We start from the raw sequence: 18462 nt of genomic DNA on the forward strand, positions 1-18462 counted from the left end.
ACTACACTTCAAAATTCATCAAGGACTATATGTATTCTCTTTACTATTGCCCTGGCACCGCCAGCATGGTCGTTCATCTGGCACTACTGGAAATTGGCGCTGCCCATGAATTGAAACTCGTCGATGTAGAAAAGAACCAGCAAAAAGATCCCGATTATCTGCGCCTGAATCCGAATGGTGTCGTGCCTACTCTGGTCATCGATAACCGCCCTTACCTGGAATCCGCCGCCTTGCTGATGCTGCTGGCAGAGCGCCACCCGAAAGCGGCCCTTGCACCCGCCGCTGGCACCGTTGAACGCGATCTGTGGCGGCAATGGATCATCTTCATCAGCGGCAGCCTGCAATCGGCTTTCCGTGCCTGGTTTTATCCGGCCGAACTGGGTTTTACTGAGCATAGTGAAGCCAGCAAAGCGGCCTTGCAAAAACGCATCGCTGCCATCTGGGATCAGCTTGACCTGCACCTGAGCAAGAATGGCCCCTACCTGCTCGGTGAAACTTTTTCTGGCGCTGACCTGCAACTGACCATGCTGATGCGCTGGTCACGCAATATGCCACGTCCGGCAACACAATGGCCTGCACTGAACAAACTCGCGCAACTGATCATCGCCCGCCCGAGCTGGCAAAAGATGGTGGACATCGAAGGCCTGGAAACCTGGCCTAAAACCAGTAATTAATTCCTCCGCATGCAAAAGACTGGTCTTAATCTGTACAAGGCGACTCAGGCAGCAACCATGGACTTGCCCGAGGTCACCATCGCCGAGCACCTTGGTGTGCGCACCCTGCATCTGTCTTCTGATGCGATACAGGGTGCCATGCGCATGGCCATGCCTGACCAGATAGAACTGGAATATGTGCAGCAAATGATGATGTGGATGCTGTTCAAATATAAACCGCAACACGTAGTGCAACTGGGCCTGGGTGCAGCCGCGCTGACCAAGTTTTGCTACCGCAATTTCCCACAGGCCAGGGTCACTGCGATAGAACTCAATCCCAGGGTCATCGCCACCTGCCACCAGCATTTCAAACTACCGGTCAACGATGAACGTCTGCAAGTGCTGTGCATGAATGCGCTGGACTATGTCAACGACAGCGCCAACCACGGCCAGACCGATGTCTTGCAAATTGATTTGTATGATGCCGCCGCCGAAGCCCCGGCACTCGGCAGCGCCGCGTTTTACCAGGCCTGTGCCAATTGTCTCAGCGAAGATGGTATGCTGACCGTGAACCTGTTTGGCAATCCACAAAATTACCGCGCCAACTGCAATGCCAATATCGCTGCCTTGCAAGAGGCTTTCGATGCCGTGGTCTGGCTGCCATTGGTGCACGATGCCAACACCGTCGCCATCGCCTTCAAACAAGCCCCCGCAGTGGATTTTGAAGACTTGTATGAACGCGCAAAGGCAATACGGCTGGCCTGCAAATTACCGGCGGCAAAATGGGTCAATGGCCTGAAGGCATGGATGGCGGAAAATGCCTGAATCCTGGCGAGCATCTTTAATATGCTCCGTGCTGTTTAATCCTCAGGATGATGGCAGCAAACACAAAGCTTGTTGCCATCTGGGTCTCGGAAATAAGCGCCATAATAATTTGGATGATAATGCGGACGCAAACCTGGCGCTCCCTCGCAAGTACCGCCGTGCGCCAGTGCCAATGCATGGGCATGCTGCACCACTGCACGTGACGTAGCCAGCAATGCCACCATCTGACCATTGCCCTGTTCGGCACTTTCACCGTTATAAGGTTTGCCGATGACGAACAAAGGGCGAGGCTGGTCTGCCGGCATCCAGCCTGCCCAGGGCTTGCCTGCATCCTTGAATTTCAAGACCAGGCCAAGCTCTGTCATGAGGGCAGAGTAAAACGAAAAAGATTTCTCAAAATCCTGTATGCCTGTGAATACATGGGAGATCATGCTACATCCTTTGCGCTTATTGCGTCATTACTGTGTAAAAATCCTGACCGGTATCTGTGCCTGCTCAGCAAGTGTCGCTGCATGTACTGTACCGCGAGCGCAACCAGGTTTGCCATAGTCGGCATGAAAGGCCAGCACCAGGTCTATGCCTGTCGCCAGCATTCTGACATTCAGGCCCTTCCATCCTTCACCTGGAAATGCGCGGTAGTCAGCATTGGTTTTTTTCATCGCTTCGACTGCAAAACCAAATTCCAGTGCAACTGTTTTGGCGTGCGCATCTATGCCAGGTGTATCACCAGTGACGATGATGGTCGCTGGCGGTAGCTGAGCCAGTTCGCGGCGGATAGCGACCTGGCTTTCCCACTGGGTGGCACCTGTAATCAATACTCTCATACCGCAAAGTCTAGCACGGCTAGCTCAATGATTCTTTTTGGTCAGACCCAGGTAGGTATCGATCACGCGCTGGTCATTTGCCAATTCTGCGGCATCACCTTCGAGCGCAATCTGACCGGTTTCCAGCACATAGGCATAGTCGGCCACTTGCAAGGCGGCGCGGGCATTTTGCTCTACCAGTAGAATCGCAACGCCGGTTTGCTTGAGACGCTGGATGATGTGGAAAATCTCCTTGACGATCAAGGGTGCGAGGCCAAGGCTGGGTTCATCCAGCATCAGCAATTGCGGTTTGGCCATGAGAGCACGGCCTACTGCCAGCATCTGGCGTTCACCGCCTGACAATGTACCCGCTTCCTGGGTGCGTCTTTCTTTGAGGCGGGGGAAAAGATCGAAGACAACATCGAGCTGGTCAGCATAATTTTTTTCACCGGCCTGGTAGCGGCGGTAACTGCCGAGCAAAAGATTGTCTTCGACCTTCATGCTAGCGAACAGCTCGCGTTTTTCTGGCACCAGTGACATGCCTTGCGCAACGCGGTTTTCTATGCTGACGCTGGCGAGGTTTTTATCAGCCAATAATATCTGACCGCGCATGCTGCCACTGGCCGGCAGGGCACCGGCGATGGCATTGAGCATCGTCGATTTTCCCGCACCATTCGGGCCGATGACGGTAACGATTTGCCCGACGCCGACACGTATATTGGCAGGCTGTAAAGCCTCGACCTTGCCATAGAATACTTGCAGGTCCTTGGTTTGCAATAAGGCCGGTTCAGACAAGGAAGTCGTCGCCAGGATGACTGGCGTGGTGTCTGCAGAATTTGTAGTCGTCATCAATCTATCCCACCCAGATAAGCTTCCAGCACAGCCGGATGTTGTTGTACGTCTTGCGGCAAGCCTTCGGCAATCTTGGTGCCGAATTCCATGACCACCAGTTGATCCGTCAAATTCATGACGAAATCCATGTCATGCTCGACCAGCAGGATACTCATGCCTTCTGCACGCAGCTTGCGCAAGAGCTCGGCCAGTTCCTGTTTTTCCTTATAACGCAAACCGGCGGCTGGCTCATCGAGTAACAACAGGCTGGGGTCGCAACACAGCGCCCTGGCGATTTCCAGTATGCGCTGCTGGCCCAGCGCCAGGCTGCCTGCTTCTTCATTGATGAGATGGGCAAGACCTACCCGTTCCAGCTGTTTTTTTGCCTCGGCCAGCAGAGAATTTTCTACTTTGCTGTCACGGCGCAAGATGCTGGCAATGACTTCCATGACATCACCACCCTTGGCACGCAAATGCGCGCCTATCGCGACGTTTTCGAGCACCGTCATGCTGGCCAGCAAACGCACATGCTGGAAACTGCGGCCTATGCCGAGCTTGACGATTTCACGCGAAGGCAGGTTGGCGATGTCCTGCAATTTGCCATCACGGTAAAAACGCACGGCACCGCTGGTCAAAGGCAAGACACCAGTGACCAGGTTGAACATCGTTGATTTGCCTGCACCATTCGGGCCTATAAGGCCGACGATCTGGCCTGCACTGACGGTGAACTGCATGTCATTGACAGCAACCAGTCCACCGAATTGCTTGCGCGCTTTGTCGATTTCGAGGATGACGGTATCGACTGGTGGTTTGGCACGTACTGGCAATATTGCGGCATCTGCAGCGACCTGTATGCCCTTATCTTCTGGCAGCCATTTGGCAAACAGGTGCTTGCTCCAGATGGCTAAATAAGGCCAGACACCATCGCGCGCACGTTGCAGCAGCAAGACCAGCAAGACACCGAACACGATGACTTCAAAATTGCCATTCGCGCCCAGCAATGCAGGCAAGATGCTTTGCAATTTGTCTTTGAGCAGCGTCAGCAGGGCTGATCCCAACAAGGCTCCCCACACATGACCAGCACCGCCAACCACGGCCATGAACAGGTATTCAATACCGGCATTCAAGCCAAATGGCGTGGGATTAACGGCGCGTTGCAAGTGCGCATACAGCCAACCGGAAACACTGGCCAGCATCGCAGCGATGACGAAGATAATAACCTTCATGCGCGCAGTATTGACACCCATGGCTTCTGCCATGACACCACCACCTTTGAGTGCGCGTATGGCACGGCCAGGACGGGATTGCAGCAGGTTTTGTACCGCAACTATCGCCAGCAACAATATTACCCAGATCAGGCCAAACATGCTGCGGCCGCTATCTAGTTTTAAGCCAGCGATTTCTATCGGCGGTATGCCGTTGAGGCCATCATATTTGCCTAGGAATTCCAGGTTACCAAACAGGAAGAACAGCGACAGGCCCCAAGCGATAGTCCCCAGTGGCAGATAGTGGCCGGACAGGCGCATGGTAATCAGGCCTATCGCCAGTGCTGCCACCATGGTCAGCACCAGGCCAGCCAGCAAACCCAGCCACGGTGAATAACCGAGGGCCGTACTCAGATAAGCTGTGGAGTAAGCACCGAGGCCAACAAAAGCTGCCTGGCCAAAAGAGGTCATGCCACCTACACCGGTCAACAAGACCAGGCCCAGCGCGACGATCGCATACAGGCCTATGTAATTGGCAAGAGTGATCCAGAATTCAGGTACCGGCACCAGGGGGAATAGCAAGACCAGCGCAAGCAATATCCATTTACCGTGTTTGATGCCCTTATTGATACCGTTATTGATGAGTGCTTTCATTATTCTTCATCCTCATCAGTATGTTTGCTGGAGAGTGAACGCCACAGCAAGACCGGGATAATCAGGGTAAATACGATAACCTCCTTATAGGCACTGGCCCAGAAAGATGAATACGATTCCAGCAAGCCCACCAGCAGTGCACCCGCTGCGGCCACCGGATAAGACACCAAGCCACCGACGATGGCACCGACGAAACCTTTGAGGCCGATCAAAAAGCCGCCGTCGTAATACACCGTAGTCATCGGGGCGATCAACACGCCACACAATGCTCCCATGGCTGCGGCAAGTGTAAATGCCAGACGACCCGCCTGCGTGGTACCTATGCCAACCAGTTGCGCACCGAGGCGATTGACGGCAGTAGCACGCAAGGCCTTGCCAGACAGGCTGCGCTCAAAATAGAAATACAGTGCAGCGATCAACAGGGCAGAGACAGCAATCACTACCAGACTCTGGCCAGATATCTGCATGGCACCGAGTTCAAAGCGGGCATCACTGAAAGCGGTCGTGCGTGAACCTTCAGCACCGAACATCACCAGACCCATACCAGTCAACGCAAAGTGCACACCAACAGAAACGATGAGCAAGACCAGAGTGCTGGCTTCTGCAAGCGGTTGGTAAGCCAGACGATAAATCATGGGTCCCATGGGCACCACTATCGCCAGTGCCAATAAGACCTGGGCGAACAAGGGCCATTCCTGCGCGTTGACATTGCGTGCCAGCAGCCAGACAGTCAGTGGAAACAGCAAGAGCTTGCCAGCCGATAAAGCCATGGCCTTGGCATTCACAGCTTGCTTGCTGCGCAGTTGCGCATAAATTTCCTTGCCCAGGCATAGCAAGCCAAAAGCGAGTAACAGGCTGGCAGAATGCGGGAACTTGCCCGACTGTATAGCAGCCAGACTGAGCGCACCAAAGGCGACAAACTCACCTTGCGGTATGAAAATAATCCGCGTAACGGAAAACACCAGCACCAGCGCCAATGCCAGCAAGGCATAGATGGCGCCACTGGTAATACCATCCTGAGCGAGGATGGCGGCAATTGAAAAATCCATGTAAACCTGACTTTCTTGCTTACTAGTTCAAGCGTGGCCCTATACTTTGGGCCGAACAAAAAGGGAGCCGCAGCTCCCTTGATTACTTCATCAATACATCAGTTAGCCTGACCTATGAGTTTCCATTTGCCATTGACGATTTGCACCATGACGCGGGAACGCTGGTCAAAACCCAGATGATCAGTATCCGTCATATTGACGATGCCATGCGAGACTGGCAGGTTCACAGTATTTTCCAGCGCGGTACGCAAGGCTGCGCGGAATTCTTTGGTACCTGGCTGGGCTTTTTTCAAAGCCACGGTCGCTGCTGATTCCAGCAACAAGCTGGCATCCCAGGCATGGCCGCCAAAGGTGGAAACAGAACCTGCGCCGTATTCTTTTTCATACGCTTTGACATAGCGCATGGCAGATTTTTTGACTGGATTATCATTGGACAATTGTTCAGCCACCAGCAGTGGGCCTGCTGGCAACCAGGTGCCTTCGCAATCCTTGCCGCAGACACGCAGGAAGTCGTTATTGGCAACACCGTGGGTCTGATAAATCTTGCCCTTGTAGCCGCGTTCTTTCAAGGTCTTTTGTGGCAGGGCTGCTGGCGTACCGGCACCGGCAATCAAGACTGCATCAGGATTAGTCGCCAGGATTTTGAGAATCTGGCCAGTGACTGAAGTATCACTGCGGGCAAAGCGCTCATTGGCAACCACTTTGAGCTTGCGCAATTCAGCGATCTTGGAAAATTCTTTGTACCAGCCTTCGCCATACGCATCAGCAAAGCCAATAAATGCAACAGTCTTGACGCCAGCATCGTTCATGTGGCCGGTGATCGCTGTGGACATATGTGAATCATTTTGCGGCGTTTTGAATACCCAGTAACGCTTGGAATCAATAGGTGAAATAATCGCCGAAGATGCCGCCATCGAAATCATTGGCGTTTCATTTTCTGCTGCCACATCGACCATGGCCAGGGAATTAGGCGTGATGGTAGAACCGATGAGGATATCAACCTTGTCTTCGGCTATCAGCTTGCGGGCATTCTTGACAGCGGTCGTGGTATCAGAGGCGTCATCCAGTACGATGTATTCCACCTTCTTGCCGGCGATTTCCTTGGGCAGCAGGGCAAAGGTATTTTTTTCAGGGATGCCCAGAGAAGCGGCGGGGCCGGTGGCCGACACATTGACGCCAACCTTGATCTGCGCATAAGCATTTGTTGCCAGTACCAGCGATAACATGGCAGGCAAGGCCGCCAGTAAAAACCGTTTCTTCATGGGTAGTCTCCTGTTTTGCGATTATCTGCAATATTAATCATTACCAAACAATATGAATAAGAATGCAATTTGCCGACCGCTTGGTCGGTTAATTTTTTTCCAGTGTAACCTTTCCTTCGTGCAGGCACAATATTTAAGCTGGATCAATTTTCCAGACCAAATTTGTGAGCGGAATTTATCTTTATACTTCAGATAGGCAAGTCATGTCAGCTTTCTTGCCAGCAAAACAAGTCTTGCATGCACTTAGTTAATCCATTTTAATCAAATCAACAACAAAAGCACCACGCAGGGAATTGCACAACATGATTTGCTCTGCGGCCTGCAAGTCTGGCAGCGTCAGGACTTGCTCAGTCAGTTGGTAACGCCTGTCTTCCAGCAAAATCGCCCGCATGATACCGGGTAAGACACCGTCTTCGAGTGGCGGTGTCAGCCATTTGCCATTGAGTTTCAGCAAGACTGTACTGCGCCCGCCTTCGGTCAGATGCCCTTTTTCGTTAAAAAACAACATATCAAATGCGCCCTGTTGCTCTGCTGCCTGCCAGGCTTGGTCATATTGCTGGCGCAAGCTGCTTTTGTGGCGCAGGAACAGATTACGACTATCACTGGCAGTTGTCGCCAGCATGACCTTGGGCTGTTCTGGCATGCTGCTCAGTAGCGCTGTTCGCACTTCCAGTTCGCCATCCGGCTTCAATGCCAGGCGCAACCTGTGTGGCAGGCTAGCAGGCAGGGCATCACATGTTTGCTGCAATGCCAGCCTGATCTGTTGCTGGTTCCAGACAAAGCCAAAATACTGTGCCGACGCCTGCAGGCGCTGCAGATGCCGTGATTGGTGACGGCAGCCTTCTTCCTGGGTTGCGTACATGGTTTCAAACAGTTCAAACTGGGGTGGCAAACCGGTCAGGAAGCGTGCCTTTAAATGGCATTCTGCATATTCGTCCTGGGCCACACTGTCATACACGATGCCAGCACCTACCCCGAGCACACCACGGCGCAAGACTGGCTCTGCATCATCGGCAGGAGCTTGCAGTTGCAGAGTACGTATAGGTACAGACAAGCAAAAATCGCCCAATGCGCCTGGTTGTGCAGGTGGATCGAACCAGCCTATGGCACCGGTATACAAGCCACGCGGCTCTGCTTCCAGTTCACGGATGATCTGCATAGTGCGGTGCTTGGGTGCCCCGGTAATCGAGCCACAGGGAAACAGGGCCGTCAGTATCTGTTCGAGATTCAGGTTTTGCTGCAAATCGGCTTCGACAGTAGAAGTCATTTGCAGCACGCTGGAAAAGCGCTTGACCTCAAATAATTTGGGTACCCTGACCGTGCCGGTTTTGGCGATACGCCCGAGGTCATTGCGCAGCAAATCAACGATCATGAGATTTTCTGCGCGGTTCTTGCTGTCGGCAGCAAGTTCTGCTGCCAAACGCTGGTCTTGCTCTGCATCGCCAGTTGCTGCTGCGGTGCCTTTCATGGGGCGGGCCAGCAATTTACCCTGTTGCTGGCGCACGAATAATTCTGGTGACAGTGAGACTATTGCCTCGCCATCAGGCAGGCAGATCAGCGCACCATAGGGCACGGGCTGGCGCTGACGCAAGCGGCTGTAGAGTGCGGCGGGCGGGCCATAGCTGTCAAAATGCAGGCGGTAAGTGTAGTTGACCTGATAAGTGTCACCGGCAGCGATATATTCCCTGACCCTTGCTATGTCTTCTTCAAACTGGCTGGCATCGACACTGGGCTGTATACCTGCGATTCCGGCAATGGTGTACGAAGCTTCTTGCGCCTGCAAAAAAGCAGTGACTTGCTGGCTATCCAGAATATGACATTGCCGGAACAGGAGTATGCGTGATACAGCGGCTGTAGGGTGTTCAACATGTTCACTAATGCCTTGCAATTGCGCACCGCTTTCATACGACAACAATGCCAGCGCAAAACTGCCCTGTTGCAAAGCCTCCTCTGCATCACGCCACAAGTCTGACCACTGTTGCGCTGTACTGCATGTCAGTACGGTCTGCAGCTCATGGTAGTAGCGCGATTGTGCCTGCTCTGAATGAGCATCATCAAGCAGGGCAAAACATTCCCCAGCCCGGGGCAGAGAAAATGGCAGGACAGGATTGTTGGAAAAATCTGACACGCGGATTCAAGCTAACATAAAGATGTGCCGCAGTTTACCCGCAGATGCCTGCTTCTGCATAAAGCGATGCACAAAGACGCCAATCAAGACAGAAGTATAGAACTCATTTCATAAATAAGGATGAGATGCGTTTGCCTCATAACGTGGGCTGGTAAGTCGGGCGAGGCAGTCAATAGCGGTGGAGTTCAACGCAGCCCAGCGCGCGTTATGAGGCAAACCCTTCGGGAACTGACGATTTGGGCGCATTGCTGCGTTGTGCCGCTTGCAAAGGCGGACGCCTTAGCTGCGCGTCACGCCTTGCACTGCATCCCAAATCGCCTTGTTCGCACTCACCCCTATTTATGAAATGAGTTCTGGTGCCATGGCACTTTTTTATGACATGATTCTGGCACATAGGTATAGTCGCTGATATTCACTACAGCAGTACTTCCCACAGGGCAATTCGCAATATTTCTCATGCAAAACACTTACTTCAGGTTACCAATGGCAAAACGCATTTTTCGCAAGAATTTGCAGGCAATCGCGCTGGCGATGTTGGCTGCCCTGATCTTGGGACTGGTACTGTCTGCTTATCTTTTGCAAAGAAACCTGCGTTCAGAAGCCCTGTATAAGTCTGACATCCTCGCCAGTAACATGGCGGACGCGATGATCGCCAATGACATGCGGCAATTGCAAAGCCTGTTGCTGAATGCTACCAATACGCCAGACATGCAAACCGCCAATGTCTATGACAGGCATGGCCAGCCAATACTGGCCTGGAACCCCCAGGGCCAGTTGATCAAGACCAGTGGCGTAGAAGCCACGACTTTGTTGCGGCGCCATACGGTGGATTTTCACCCAGGCAGTTTCAACGCGATAAGCCCGGTGCTGAGCGGCACCACGGTGATAGGCCAGGTACAGTTGCAAATCAGCACCTGGCCGCTGTACCAGCATATCCTGCTGTTCTTGCTGATTGCGGCTTTCCTGTCTGTGTTTATCACTGTGCTGGTAGCTTACTGGCTGACGAATAACCAGTTACGCTCCATGCAACCCATCATGGAATTAAGCGTCATTGCTGAAAAAGTGGCAACACTGGGCGATTACAGCTTGCGCGCACCGCAAGACCCTGAGCATGAACTGGGCAGCCTGAACATGCATTTCAATCTCATGCTGGCCCGCATGGAAGCCTGGGAAAACGATATGCAAAGTGAAGCCAGGGAAAGGCGTGAAGCCGACAGCCGCCTGGCTATTTTGAACAACCATGACAGCCTGACCAAGCTGCCTAACCGCCATTACTTCCACAGATTGCTCAGCAATTGTCTCGAAGATGCCGTCACCAATAATGAAATAGCTGCCCTGATGTTTATCGACCTGGACCACTTCAAGGGACTTAGCGAAAGCTTTGGCTATGATGCCGGTGACCTGATCCTGGCGACCATGGCCAACCGTCTGTGCGGTGTCTTGCGCAGTACTGATACGCTATGCCGTGTTGATGGTGATGAATTTGCCGCCATCATGCCCAATGTGGGTAGCCTGGAAGTAGTAGAACAACTGGCAGACCGGCTGGTCAAGGCCATCAACCAGCCCATGACCTTGCGCGGCCAGCAAATCTTGCTGAGCGCCAGTGTGGGCGTAGCCTGCTGCCCCCTGCATGCCAAAGAGCAGCGGCTATTTTTGCATCATGCTGATATTGCACTAAAAGCCGCCAAGGCCGCTGGCCGCAATACCTGGCGCCTGTATAGCAAGGACTTGCCCAAGACTTCTCAGGCAGTGCAACTCAGCATCTGATGCTGAGTTGATGCTGATCGGATGCTCAATACGCGATATGCAGGCGGCGGTATAAAAAGCTGAGAACGAACAAAGGGCCGATCAGCAAATAACGCAGGTCATCAAAGAAAGAAGGTTTCTTGCCTTCTATCTTGTGGCCGATGAACTGGCCTATCCAGGCGACCACAAAAATACCGAGTGAGATTTGCCACACCATGTGTTGCGGCAGTTGCGAGAGTATCCACAGCATCGTACCCGACATTCCCAGCATGCCTACGGCAAACGGCACCGAGAGTGTCGTGTAATAAATCAGCGAGATGACAGTAACAGCAAGTGCCGCCATAGGGTGCACAGCCCAGATCAGGCCAAGGAAGGACAGCACGATCACGGGCACACAGACAAAGTGGATCAGTTCATTGGTGGGGTTCAGATGGCTTTCGCTATATTTCGCCAGCAGTTGCTCTATCTGTCTTTGGTTTGTTTGTTGCATGAGGGTCTCCCGGATATTGTTATACCCCCAGAGTAATCCATCAAATGACATTCTGCTTGAACGCAATCGCCATCCTGTGCAATTCTGAAGGTGCTACCCCCATCATGCTACGGAAGGTACGGCTCATGTGGGCGAGATCGGCAAAGCCGGAGGCATGCGCAGCCGCTGTCATGTTATTGCCCTGCGCAACTGCCGCTACTGCATCCACCATGCGCGACCATAGCAGATAGCGCGACAGCGACATGCCGGTTTGCTGACGGAATAAATGGGTGAAGCGACTTTCAGATAAATGTACGAGTCTGGCCAGGCTCTCACCACTACAATCTGCGCCGTGGTTAGCGGCTATCGCATCCAGCGCAGTCAGGATGCGGTTATCGAGTGAGGTACTGGTCTGGCTATGCGGCAAGGCACAGGCTTGCCAGATTTGGCGTATCTGCAGGGCTCTTGCCATGTCCAGTGACTGATGGCGGTTATCGGCCAGACTGGCGGCTATCGCCTGAAATTCTGGCAGAGCCCCGAATGCCGCCTGCAAATCCGTCCCACCCCACTTCACTGCCTCCGGCATCTCCAGGAACAGATGCGCCAGCATGCCGCCATCGCTGTCTATCTGATGGGCATCATGCGGGGCAAAGCTGGCACTGCGGGTTTCTGTCCAGTCATGATCTGCCTGCAGTCGGGCACGGAATGGCCGCTCCAGGCCATAAGTCAGTTGCAGTGCAAAATGGGTATGCAGGGACGAATCTATGCCCGGTGAAACCACCAGGGCGGCTCCGCGCCATAAAAATAAACGTCCGGGTTGCTGGGGCAGCTTCATCAATGGCAGTCAGCATCTTGTGTGAATCAAACAAGGGCTATGATGCGTCAGCTAGCGATGAAGTGCAATCAAGCCTTGATGATTAGCGCAACAGCAAAGCAATGTGCATGTTTGCCTGTTCAGTCGGCAGCAATTTGAAGCCGGTCTTGGCAAAACGCAACCAGCGGCCCATGACAAAGCTGCACAAGAGACTGGCGCGGGCCTGTGCTTCTTCTTCAGCAAAATGCCCCTGGCTGGCTGCCAGACGCAAAGACTGGCGGAAAGCCATTTCCAGTCTTTCGGCAAGTTGGTTCATGCGCAATTGCAGACGTTCATCTTCGTTCACCAGGGCGTCACCAATCAGCACGCGGGTCATGCCTGGATTGCGCTCAGCAAAATTGAGCAGCATGTTGATGATGGACTGGGCTTGCACCATGCCATCTTCCTGGCTTTCATTGATCTGGTTGATCAGGCCAAAGATGGAAGACTCGATGAATTCGATCAGGCCCTCAAACATTTGCGCCTTGCTGGCGAAATGACGGTAGAGCGCAGCCTCAGACACGGCCACTTTAGCCGCCAGCGCAGCGGTTGTGACCTTTTCACCTTTGGGATGTTCAAGCATCGCCGCCAGCGTCTGGAGTATCTGTAATTTACGTTCGCCGGGTTTGGTGCTGGCCATAGGTGTCAAATAAGTGAATTCAAAAAAGGAGTGCACGCAATTCAGCCGCGCCGGGGCGAGATTCTAAAGACCAGCCGCCCAGTACGCAATCCCCCTGCACATTTTGCTACACTGCCTGAGCTCAGGCGCGCAGACGATGGATGTGGCGGGCGAGTTGTATGACGGATTTTACTTTGACGTCGGCACAGGCAGCAGCTCTTTTACGCTGATGGGCAGGAGTATAGCCTGTGACCCAGGCTGTGCGCAGACCTTCTTGCTTTGCAGCAAGCAAATTCTCCACACTATCTTCTACCAAAATACAGTCTCTTGCCTGTTTGCCATAAGTTGCCAGCAGCTTGCGCAGATAAGGGCGCGAAGGCTTGGGTTGCATTTGCCCATGCACGCGCATGGCCTCAACCGGGATATGCGCATCAAAATGTTTATGCAAACCCATGTGCCTGAGTACCCGGCCTGAATACACGCGCGGTGCATTGGTCAGCAAAATCTTTTTACCTGGCAGGCGGCGCAACAGTTTTTTCAAACCGCGCTCATACCTGATCATCGCGCTGAGGTCATCAAAATGATGGACCTCTTGCAAAAACTCATCTGCCCTGACGCCATGGTGCCTGACCATGCCCAGCATGGTGACGCCATAGCGCGCATAGTATTGCTGGCGGATGGCATTTACCCGCTCGGCATCTGCCGGGTTGCCATCTTCCCCCAGCACACGTGCCAGGAAGGCATTCATGTTCTGGCTGATGACAGGGAAAATCGCATGTGAGGCATTGTGCAGCGTATTGTCCAGATCAAACAGCCACAAGGGCTCTGAGCGCCTACGCATGAGGCAGGCGCTCCACCAGCTGATATGGATTCATCAATGGCTGCGTATCATGGTACCGAAGGCTTGTTCGGTCAACACTTCCAGCAACAGCGAATGTTCGATACGGCCATCAATGATATGTACGGTATTCACACCGGACTTGGCAGCATCGAGTGCTGACGAAATCTTGGGCAACATGCCGCCGGAGATAGTACCGTCGGCAAACATTTCATCAATTTCACGCGCAGACAAATCGGTCACCAGATTGCCTTGTTTATCGAGCACGCCAGGGATATTCGTCATCATGATGAGCTTTTCAGCTTTCAGGATTTCGGCAATCTTGCCTGCGACCAGATCGGCATTGATGTTGTAAGCCTGGCCATCTGAGCCAAAACCGATAGGAGAAATGATAGGGATGAAAGCATCGTCCTGCAGTGCTTTGACAACCGCCGGGTTGATGGCATCAATTTCACCAACATAACCGATGTCGAGCATGGCACCCGGGTTTTCACGGTCAGGCATCATCATCTTGCGGGCGCGGATCAGGCCGCCGTCTTTACCGGTCAGGCCTACTGCCTGGCCACCGTAGTGGTTGATCAGCATGACGATATCTTGCTGGACTTCACCACCGAGTACCCATTCAACGACTTCCATGGTTTCTTCATCGGTAATACGCATACCCTGGATAAAGGTACCCTGCTTGCCCATTTTCTTGAGCGCATTATCAATTTGCGGGCCGCCACCATGCACCACGACCGGGTTCATGCCGACCAGTTTGAGCAAAATGACATCACGGGCAAAGCCGTGCTTCAGGCGTTCTTCTGTCATGGCATTGCCACCGTATTTGACAACGATGGTTTTGCCATGGAATTTACGGATATAAGGCAGGGCTTCCGCCAGAATTTCCGCCTTGATGGCTGGTTCCACACCTGCCAACCGGTCTTCCGGTGCAAGTTCTTCTGTCGTGTTTGCGTTCAAATCGCTCATAATGACGGTATATCCTGAAGGTATGATAGTGGGTTATTTCATCAAGCCTGAATTTTACAGGATTTGCAGCGAAAGCTTTTCCAATTCAGTCACCAGACTTATGACATCGATTACAGATTTACATCAACAACTGGAAAACCTGCGCCCCGGCCTGTATCGCTTTGCACAATTGCAACTGCGCAATGAGTGTGCAGCAGAAGATGCCGTGCAGGAGACCTTGCTGGCCGTACTCGAAAAACCGGACAGTTTTGCCGGTAATTCTTCGCTACGCACCTATGTGACAGGCATTTTGAAATTCAAGATCATCGACCACCTGCGCTCGCTGAAAAAAGAAAAGCCGCTGGAAATCAAGGACGATGAATCTGAAGATGATTTAATAGACAGTTTATTTAATGCCAACGGCCACGTGATAGGTATGCCGACCGCCTGGGGTGCGCCTGAAGCAACATTACAACAAAAAGATTTTTTCCGTGTGCTGGAAGTCTGCCTGGAAAACCTGCCTGCCAAAACTGCACGCGTTTTCATGATGCGCGAATGGCTGGAACTGGAAACAGAAGAAATTTGTAAGGAATTGGAGTTGAGTACGTCTAATCTATGGGTGGTGCTCTATCGTGCGCGATTACGCCTGCGTGAATGCCTGGACCTGAACTGGTTTGGCAGGGTGTCATCAGGAGAAAAAATATGAGTGTCTTTATTGTTTGCAAACAAGCACATCAGCTTATTTCTGAGGGTTTGGATCGCCCGCTCAGTCTGTCTGAGCGCAGCCAGTTAAAAATGCACCTGGCAATTTGCCGCGCCTGTACCGGCTTTAATGGACAAATGTCCTTCTTACGCAAGGCAATGAAACAGACCGCCAGCGAAGGCTTGCCCACAGAAACTGATCATACTGGTGGCACAGGTAGTGCAACATGAGCGTTTGTCCGCGCTGTCAGGCTGTGTTTACCTGCGCAATGGCAGACAATACCGGCCAGGCATGCTGGTGCACGGCCTTGCCACCAATTGCATTTAAAAAATTACCTGACGGTGAGTTGAAGATGGATGCCAGTTGCTTTTGTCCGCATTGCCTGCCACAGTGGAAGGCAGAACATGAAGCAGAATACCAGCTTGACAACAGTCCGCAGCCCGCTGCTTAGCTAACAGGCTAGGCAGGCCAGCAACGCCAATTTGACAATTCAGTTACCATAGGCTTTTTACATCCCGGTTTTCAGCATGTCCAACGATACGCCCTTAGCATATAAAGCTGTCAATATCCCCGTCTCGCAGCGCATACGTGAACGCATCACGGCCAGCAAGACGCGTTTTCACGCGAATGACAATATCGCCCGTTTCATTGAAGCAGGCGAGATGGATGAATTGCAGGCAGAAGTTGAAGAAAAGTTGCGTGCCGTGCTGGAAAGCCTGGTAATAGATACCGAGAGCGACCACAATACCCAGGATACTGGCCGCCGCGTCGCCAAGATGTTCATACAGGAAGTATTCAAGGGGCGTTATGTCCCTATGCCTCCAGTCACCGAATTCCCGAATGCCTCACACCTGAACGAGTTGATGATCATCGGCCCTATCACGGTACGTAGCGCTTGCTCACATCATCTGTGCCCGATTATTGGCAAGGTCTGGATAGGTGTCATGCCGAATGAGCATTCGAACCTGATCGGCCTGTCGAAATATGCGCGCATTGCTGAATGGGTCATGAGCCGCCCGCAGATACAGGAAGAAGCGGTAGTACAACTGGCCGATACCCTGCAAGAAAAAATGCAGCCAGATGGCTTGGCCGTGGTCATGGAAGCTGACCATTTTTGCATGCATTGGCGTGGCGTCAAAGATATGGAGACCGCCATGATTAATAGTGTGATGCACGGCTCCTTTTTGAAGGATGCGAACCTGCGCCGTGAATTTTTATCCCTGATCAAACGCTAACCAGGACTTGCCATGCTAGTACGCTTACTTTACGCCAGCCGTGTCGTGGATGAAAAAATGTGCGATATCGTGCAATCCATCGTCAGCCAGTCACGTCAGCATAATCCGCAACACGGCATCACCGGCGTACTTTGCCATAGCGACCAGGTCTTCATGCAAGTGCTGGAGGGTGGCCGCGAAGCGGTCAATACCCTGTACAGCCACATCTTGCGGGATGCCCGCCATACTGACGTGATCCTGCTTGATTATGAAGAAATATTGGAGCGTCGCTATGCCGGCTGGACCATGGGACAGGCGAACATGGGCAAGATCAATCCTTCGATTTTGCTGAAATATTCGCCCTTGCCGGTACTGGACCCGCACCGCATGTCAGGCAAGATATTGCTGGCCCTGATCGATGAACTGATGGCGACTGCGTCTATCGTTGGACGAACCTGATTCAGGTGTGCCCCCGCTCCGGTTTATAACTGGTGCAGGCGCCGCTCAGGTTCATGCCTGTGCAAAAATTTGGTCAGGGAATCAGGGGGAGAACCGATGCCCATGTCTTCCAGAATCTGCCCCACGCAACCACGGTGATAACCGCCGTGGGTAATCACATGCAGCAACATCTCTTCGCATGACATGGTGCCCTTGTCGCCGTCAGTAAAGCTAAATTGCAGGCGCTGTTTCAGACGCTCGGTGCTGAGGCCGGATACAAAGTCGAGGTACCAGTTATCAGTCGCACTGACGATCTCGCGCAATGCAGATAAATCCGGTATTTTTTCGGAATTTGTCGATGTAAAACCAGCAGCCCCCGTTCCACTCAAATGCCCTTTGAAAATCCTGTCCACGACGTTGACATGATCCAGCGTGTGCAGCATGGCCTGGAATTGATCGGGGTACCGCTGGGCATCAAATCTGGCAAGGGCAGCATGCATCTCTGCATTGGCCCAGGCCTTGTAACTGAAGAGTGAAACCAGAATACTATCCATAGTCGCGGATCTCCTTTGTTACTAATCACTAGTTACTAGTCACTAGTTACTACGCTGATGCAACCGCAAGCTGTGCTACCAGGCCGCCATCGGATTCTGCCACCTGCATTAATTCTGCTGCATGAAAACCGAAGATATTCGCAATGGCAGGGCCGGGGAAATGCTCCATGCTCTGGTTATATTGCACCACGCAATCGTTGTAAGCCTGACGGGCGAAGATGAGCTTGTTTTCAGCATCATTCAATTCCGTGGTCAGCCTTTGCATGTTTTCATTGGCTTGCAAATCGGGACAGGCTTCGGCAATCGCGAACATTCTGCCTAATGTCACGGTCAGTCTGTCTTCCGTCGCGGTCAGATGCAGTATCGCAATGCCAAGCAGGGGATGGATGCAAGCCATGGCATTGGCAGACACAGCCTCATTGAGCGCGGTGATGATGGCCTCAAGCGCTTCGCGCTCATGCTTCATATAGCCTTTGGCAATCTCCACCAGATTGGGTATCAGTTCATAGCGGCGCTTGAACTGTATATCCATTTGTGAAAATGCATATTTGATGCGCCTGCGGGAATTCAGCAAACGTTTTTGTATGCCCAGCACCCAGAATGCCAGTATTGCGAAGATGACCGCCAACACGATCATTGCAATCATGATGTCTCCAGAAAAAACAAGACC

General features: G+C 52.6%; 22 protein-coding genes. 8 read left to right on the forward strand and 14 right to left on the reverse strand.

What is annotated here, in order from left to right:
- Window positions 1-29: 29 nt before the first annotated feature.
- Together ACO0LI_RS25995 and ACO0LI_RS26000 are read left to right on the forward strand one after the other, a co-directional pair.
- Entirely contained in the window at window positions 30-674 is a 645-nt protein-coding gene (locus ACO0LI_RS25995; protein ID WP_423036297.1) for a glutathione S-transferase family protein, read from the forward strand.
- 9 nt (window positions 675-683) lie between these two features.
- The gene (locus tag ACO0LI_RS26000; protein WP_423036299.1) at window positions 684-1478 is read left to right on the forward strand and encodes a spermidine synthase; all 795 of its coding nucleotides are present in this window, start codon (window positions 684-686) and stop codon (window positions 1476-1478) included.
- A 35-nt stretch (window positions 1479-1513) separates the two neighbouring features.
- Here ACO0LI_RS26000 and ACO0LI_RS26005 read toward each other — a convergent pair whose 3' ends face one another.
- The 7 genes from ACO0LI_RS26005 to pabB all read right to left on the reverse strand — a co-directional run bounded on the left by ACO0LI_RS26005 (window position 1514) and on the right by pabB (window position 9410).
- Window positions 1514-1909 carry a VOC family protein gene (locus ACO0LI_RS26005; protein WP_423036301.1) on the reverse strand — a complete coding sequence of 132 codons (396 nt, stop codon included), beginning with the start codon at window positions 1907-1909 and terminating at the stop codon, window positions 1514-1516.
- A 27-nt stretch (window positions 1910-1936) separates the two neighbouring features.
- The gene (locus ACO0LI_RS26010; RefSeq protein ID WP_423036303.1) at window positions 1937-2302 is read right to left on the reverse strand and encodes a hypothetical protein; all 366 of its coding nucleotides are present in this window, start codon (window positions 2300-2302) and stop codon (window positions 1937-1939) included.
- A 24-nt stretch (window positions 2303-2326) separates the two neighbouring features.
- Window positions 2327-3130 carry an ABC transporter ATP-binding protein gene (locus ACO0LI_RS26015; RefSeq protein ID WP_423036305.1) on the reverse strand — a complete coding sequence of 268 codons (804 nt, stop codon included), beginning with the start codon at window positions 3128-3130 and terminating at the stop codon, window positions 2327-2329.
- Window positions 3130-4971 carry an ABC transporter permease subunit gene (locus tag ACO0LI_RS26020; RefSeq protein ID WP_423036307.1) on the reverse strand — a complete coding sequence of 614 codons (1842 nt, stop codon included), beginning with the start codon at window positions 4969-4971 and terminating at the stop codon, window positions 3130-3132. The genes ACO0LI_RS26015 and ACO0LI_RS26020 overlap by 1 nt, the downstream gene beginning before the upstream one ends.
- Window positions 4971-6020, reverse strand: a complete 1050-nt coding sequence (locus ACO0LI_RS26025) for a branched-chain amino acid ABC transporter permease (protein WP_423036309.1) — start codon at window positions 6018-6020, stop codon at window positions 4971-4973. Before ACO0LI_RS26025 ends, ACO0LI_RS26020 begins: the two co-directional genes overlap by 1 nt.
- 98 nt (window positions 6021-6118) lie before the next feature.
- Window positions 6119-7282 (reverse strand): ABC transporter substrate-binding protein, encoded by a 1164-nt coding sequence (locus ACO0LI_RS26030; RefSeq protein WP_423036311.1) that lies wholly within the window; start codon window positions 7280-7282, stop codon window positions 6119-6121.
- 247 nt (window positions 7283-7529) lie between these two features.
- On the reverse strand, window positions 7530-9410 hold the full coding sequence (gene pabB, locus ACO0LI_RS26035; protein WP_423036313.1) for an aminodeoxychorismate synthase component I: 1881 nt from the start codon (window positions 9408-9410) through the stop codon (window positions 7530-7532).
- Window positions 9411-9893: 483 nt separating this feature from the next.
- Here pabB and ACO0LI_RS26040 point away from each other — a divergent pair, with 483 nt between their 5' ends.
- Window positions 9894-11177, forward strand: a complete 1284-nt coding sequence (locus tag ACO0LI_RS26040) for a diguanylate cyclase domain-containing protein (protein WP_423036315.1) — start codon at window positions 9894-9896, stop codon at window positions 11175-11177.
- Between the two features lie 25 nt (window positions 11178-11202).
- Here ACO0LI_RS26040 and ACO0LI_RS26045 read toward each other — a convergent pair whose 3' ends face one another.
- The 5 genes from ACO0LI_RS26045 to argB all read right to left on the reverse strand — a co-directional run bounded on the left by ACO0LI_RS26045 (window position 11203) and on the right by argB (window position 14904).
- Window positions 11203-11646 (reverse strand): DUF962 domain-containing protein, encoded by a 444-nt coding sequence (locus ACO0LI_RS26045; RefSeq protein WP_423036317.1) that lies wholly within the window; start codon window positions 11644-11646, stop codon window positions 11203-11205.
- 40 nt (window positions 11647-11686) lie between these two features.
- Window positions 11687-12460, reverse strand: a complete 774-nt coding sequence (locus ACO0LI_RS26050; RefSeq protein ID WP_423036319.1) for a helix-turn-helix transcriptional regulator — start codon at window positions 12458-12460, stop codon at window positions 11687-11689.
- 82 nt (window positions 12461-12542) lie between these two features.
- Entirely contained in the window at window positions 12543-13118 is a 576-nt protein-coding gene (slmA, locus tag ACO0LI_RS26055; RefSeq protein ID WP_422950045.1) for a nucleoid occlusion factor SlmA, read from the reverse strand.
- A gap of 121 nt (window positions 13119-13239) precedes the next feature.
- Window positions 13240-13938 carry a pyrimidine 5'-nucleotidase gene (locus ACO0LI_RS26060; RefSeq protein WP_423036321.1) on the reverse strand — a complete coding sequence of 233 codons (699 nt, stop codon included), beginning with the start codon at window positions 13936-13938 and terminating at the stop codon, window positions 13240-13242.
- Between the two features lie 33 nt (window positions 13939-13971).
- The gene (gene argB, locus ACO0LI_RS26065; RefSeq protein ID WP_422950043.1) at window positions 13972-14904 is read right to left on the reverse strand and encodes an acetylglutamate kinase; all 933 of its coding nucleotides are present in this window, start codon (window positions 14902-14904) and stop codon (window positions 13972-13974) included.
- A gap of 100 nt (window positions 14905-15004) precedes the next feature.
- Between argB and ACO0LI_RS26070 the strand changes: the two genes are divergently transcribed.
- The 5 genes from ACO0LI_RS26070 to ACO0LI_RS26090 all read left to right on the forward strand — a co-directional run bounded on the left by ACO0LI_RS26070 (window position 15005) and on the right by ACO0LI_RS26090 (window position 17259).
- Window positions 15005-15589 carry a sigma-70 family RNA polymerase sigma factor gene (locus ACO0LI_RS26070; RefSeq protein ID WP_162043763.1) on the forward strand — a complete coding sequence of 195 codons (585 nt, stop codon included), beginning with the start codon at window positions 15005-15007 and terminating at the stop codon, window positions 15587-15589.
- A complete protein-coding gene (locus ACO0LI_RS26075) occupies window positions 15586-15816 on the forward strand; it encodes a zf-HC2 domain-containing protein (RefSeq protein WP_422950042.1) in 231 nt (76 codons plus the stop codon). The genes ACO0LI_RS26070 and ACO0LI_RS26075 overlap by 4 nt, the downstream gene beginning before the upstream one ends.
- Window positions 15813-16037, forward strand: coding sequence for a cysteine-rich CWC family protein (locus ACO0LI_RS26080; RefSeq protein ID WP_423036323.1), 225 nt, complete (start codon window positions 15813-15815; stop codon window positions 16035-16037). Before ACO0LI_RS26075 ends, ACO0LI_RS26080 begins: the two co-directional genes overlap by 4 nt.
- 76 nt (window positions 16038-16113) lie before the next feature.
- Window positions 16114-16821, forward strand: coding sequence for a GTP cyclohydrolase I (gene folE, locus ACO0LI_RS26085; protein ID WP_186955062.1), 708 nt, complete (start codon window positions 16114-16116; stop codon window positions 16819-16821).
- Between the two features lie 12 nt (window positions 16822-16833).
- Window positions 16834-17259 (forward strand): BLUF domain-containing protein, encoded by a 426-nt coding sequence (locus ACO0LI_RS26090; protein WP_423005833.1) that lies wholly within the window; start codon window positions 16834-16836, stop codon window positions 17257-17259.
- Between the two features lie 23 nt (window positions 17260-17282).
- Here ACO0LI_RS26090 and ACO0LI_RS26095 read toward each other — a convergent pair whose 3' ends face one another.
- Together ACO0LI_RS26095 and ACO0LI_RS26100 are read right to left on the reverse strand one after the other, a co-directional pair.
- Entirely contained in the window at window positions 17283-17792 is a 510-nt protein-coding gene (locus ACO0LI_RS26095; protein ID WP_422950038.1) for a DinB family protein, read from the reverse strand.
- 49 nt (window positions 17793-17841) lie between these two features.
- Window positions 17842-18438, reverse strand: coding sequence for a LemA family protein (locus tag ACO0LI_RS26100; protein WP_423036325.1), 597 nt, complete (start codon window positions 18436-18438; stop codon window positions 17842-17844).
- Window positions 18439-18462 lie beyond the last annotated feature (24 nt).

It is taken from the genome of Undibacterium sp. Tian12W, assembly GCF_049339405.1.
GTDB lineage: Bacteria > Pseudomonadota > Gammaproteobacteria > Burkholderiales > Burkholderiaceae_D > Undibacterium.

Bases quoted from the DNA above. Each gene is read 5' to 3' on its own strand.
- ACO0LI_RS25995 (WP_423036297.1), top strand. From the start codon at position 30: ATGTATTCTCTTTACTATTGCCCTGGCACCGCCAGCATGGTCGTTCAT.
- ACO0LI_RS26000 (WP_423036299.1), top strand. From the start codon at position 684: ATGCAAAAGACTGGTCTTAATCTGTACAAGGCGACTCAGGCAGCAACC.
- ACO0LI_RS26005 (WP_423036301.1), bottom strand. From the start codon at position 1,909: ATGATCTCCCATGTATTCACAGGCATACAGGATTTTGAGAAATCTTTT.
- ACO0LI_RS26010 (WP_423036303.1), bottom strand. From the start codon at position 2,302: ATGAGAGTATTGATTACAGGTGCCACCCAGTGGGAAAGCCAGGTCGCT.
- ACO0LI_RS26015 (WP_423036305.1), bottom strand. From the start codon at position 3,130: ATGACGACTACAAATTCTGCAGACACCACGCCAGTCATCCTGGCGACG.
- ACO0LI_RS26020 (WP_423036307.1), bottom strand. From the start codon at position 4,971: ATGAAAGCACTCATCAATAACGGTATCAATAAGGGCATCAAACACGGT.
- ACO0LI_RS26025 (WP_423036309.1), bottom strand. From the start codon at position 6,020: ATGGATTTTTCAATTGCCGCCATCCTCGCTCAGGATGGTATTACCAGT.
- ACO0LI_RS26030 (WP_423036311.1), bottom strand. From the start codon at position 7,282: ATGAAGAAACGGTTTTTACTGGCGGCCTTGCCTGCCATGTTATCGCTG.
- ACO0LI_RS26040 (WP_423036315.1), top strand. From the start codon at position 9,894: ATGGCAAAACGCATTTTTCGCAAGAATTTGCAGGCAATCGCGCTGGCG.
- ACO0LI_RS26045 (WP_423036317.1), bottom strand. From the start codon at position 11,646: ATGCAACAAACAAACCAAAGACAGATAGAGCAACTGCTGGCGAAATAT.
- ACO0LI_RS26050 (WP_423036319.1), bottom strand. From the start codon at position 12,460: ATGAAGCTGCCCCAGCAACCCGGACGTTTATTTTTATGGCGCGGAGCC.
- slmA (WP_422950045.1), bottom strand. From the start codon at position 13,118: ATGGCCAGCACCAAACCCGGCGAACGTAAATTACAGATACTCCAGACG.
- ACO0LI_RS26060 (WP_423036321.1), bottom strand. From the start codon at position 13,938: ATGCGTAGGCGCTCAGAGCCCTTGTGGCTGTTTGATCTGGACAATACG.
- argB (WP_422950043.1), bottom strand. From the start codon at position 14,904: ATGAGCGATTTGAACGCAAACACGACAGAAGAACTTGCACCGGAAGAC.
- ACO0LI_RS26070 (WP_162043763.1), top strand. From the start codon at position 15,005: ATGACATCGATTACAGATTTACATCAACAACTGGAAAACCTGCGCCCC.
- ACO0LI_RS26075 (WP_422950042.1), top strand. From the start codon at position 15,586: ATGAGTGTCTTTATTGTTTGCAAACAAGCACATCAGCTTATTTCTGAG.
- ACO0LI_RS26080 (WP_423036323.1), top strand. From the start codon at position 15,813: ATGAGCGTTTGTCCGCGCTGTCAGGCTGTGTTTACCTGCGCAATGGCA.
- folE (WP_186955062.1), top strand. From the start codon at position 16,114: ATGTCCAACGATACGCCCTTAGCATATAAAGCTGTCAATATCCCCGTC.
- ACO0LI_RS26090 (WP_423005833.1), top strand. From the start codon at position 16,834: ATGCTAGTACGCTTACTTTACGCCAGCCGTGTCGTGGATGAAAAAATG.
- ACO0LI_RS26095 (WP_422950038.1), bottom strand. From the start codon at position 17,792: ATGGATAGTATTCTGGTTTCACTCTTCAGTTACAAGGCCTGGGCCAAT.
- ACO0LI_RS26100 (WP_423036325.1), bottom strand. From the start codon at position 18,438: ATGATTGCAATGATCGTGTTGGCGGTCATCTTCGCAATACTGGCATTC.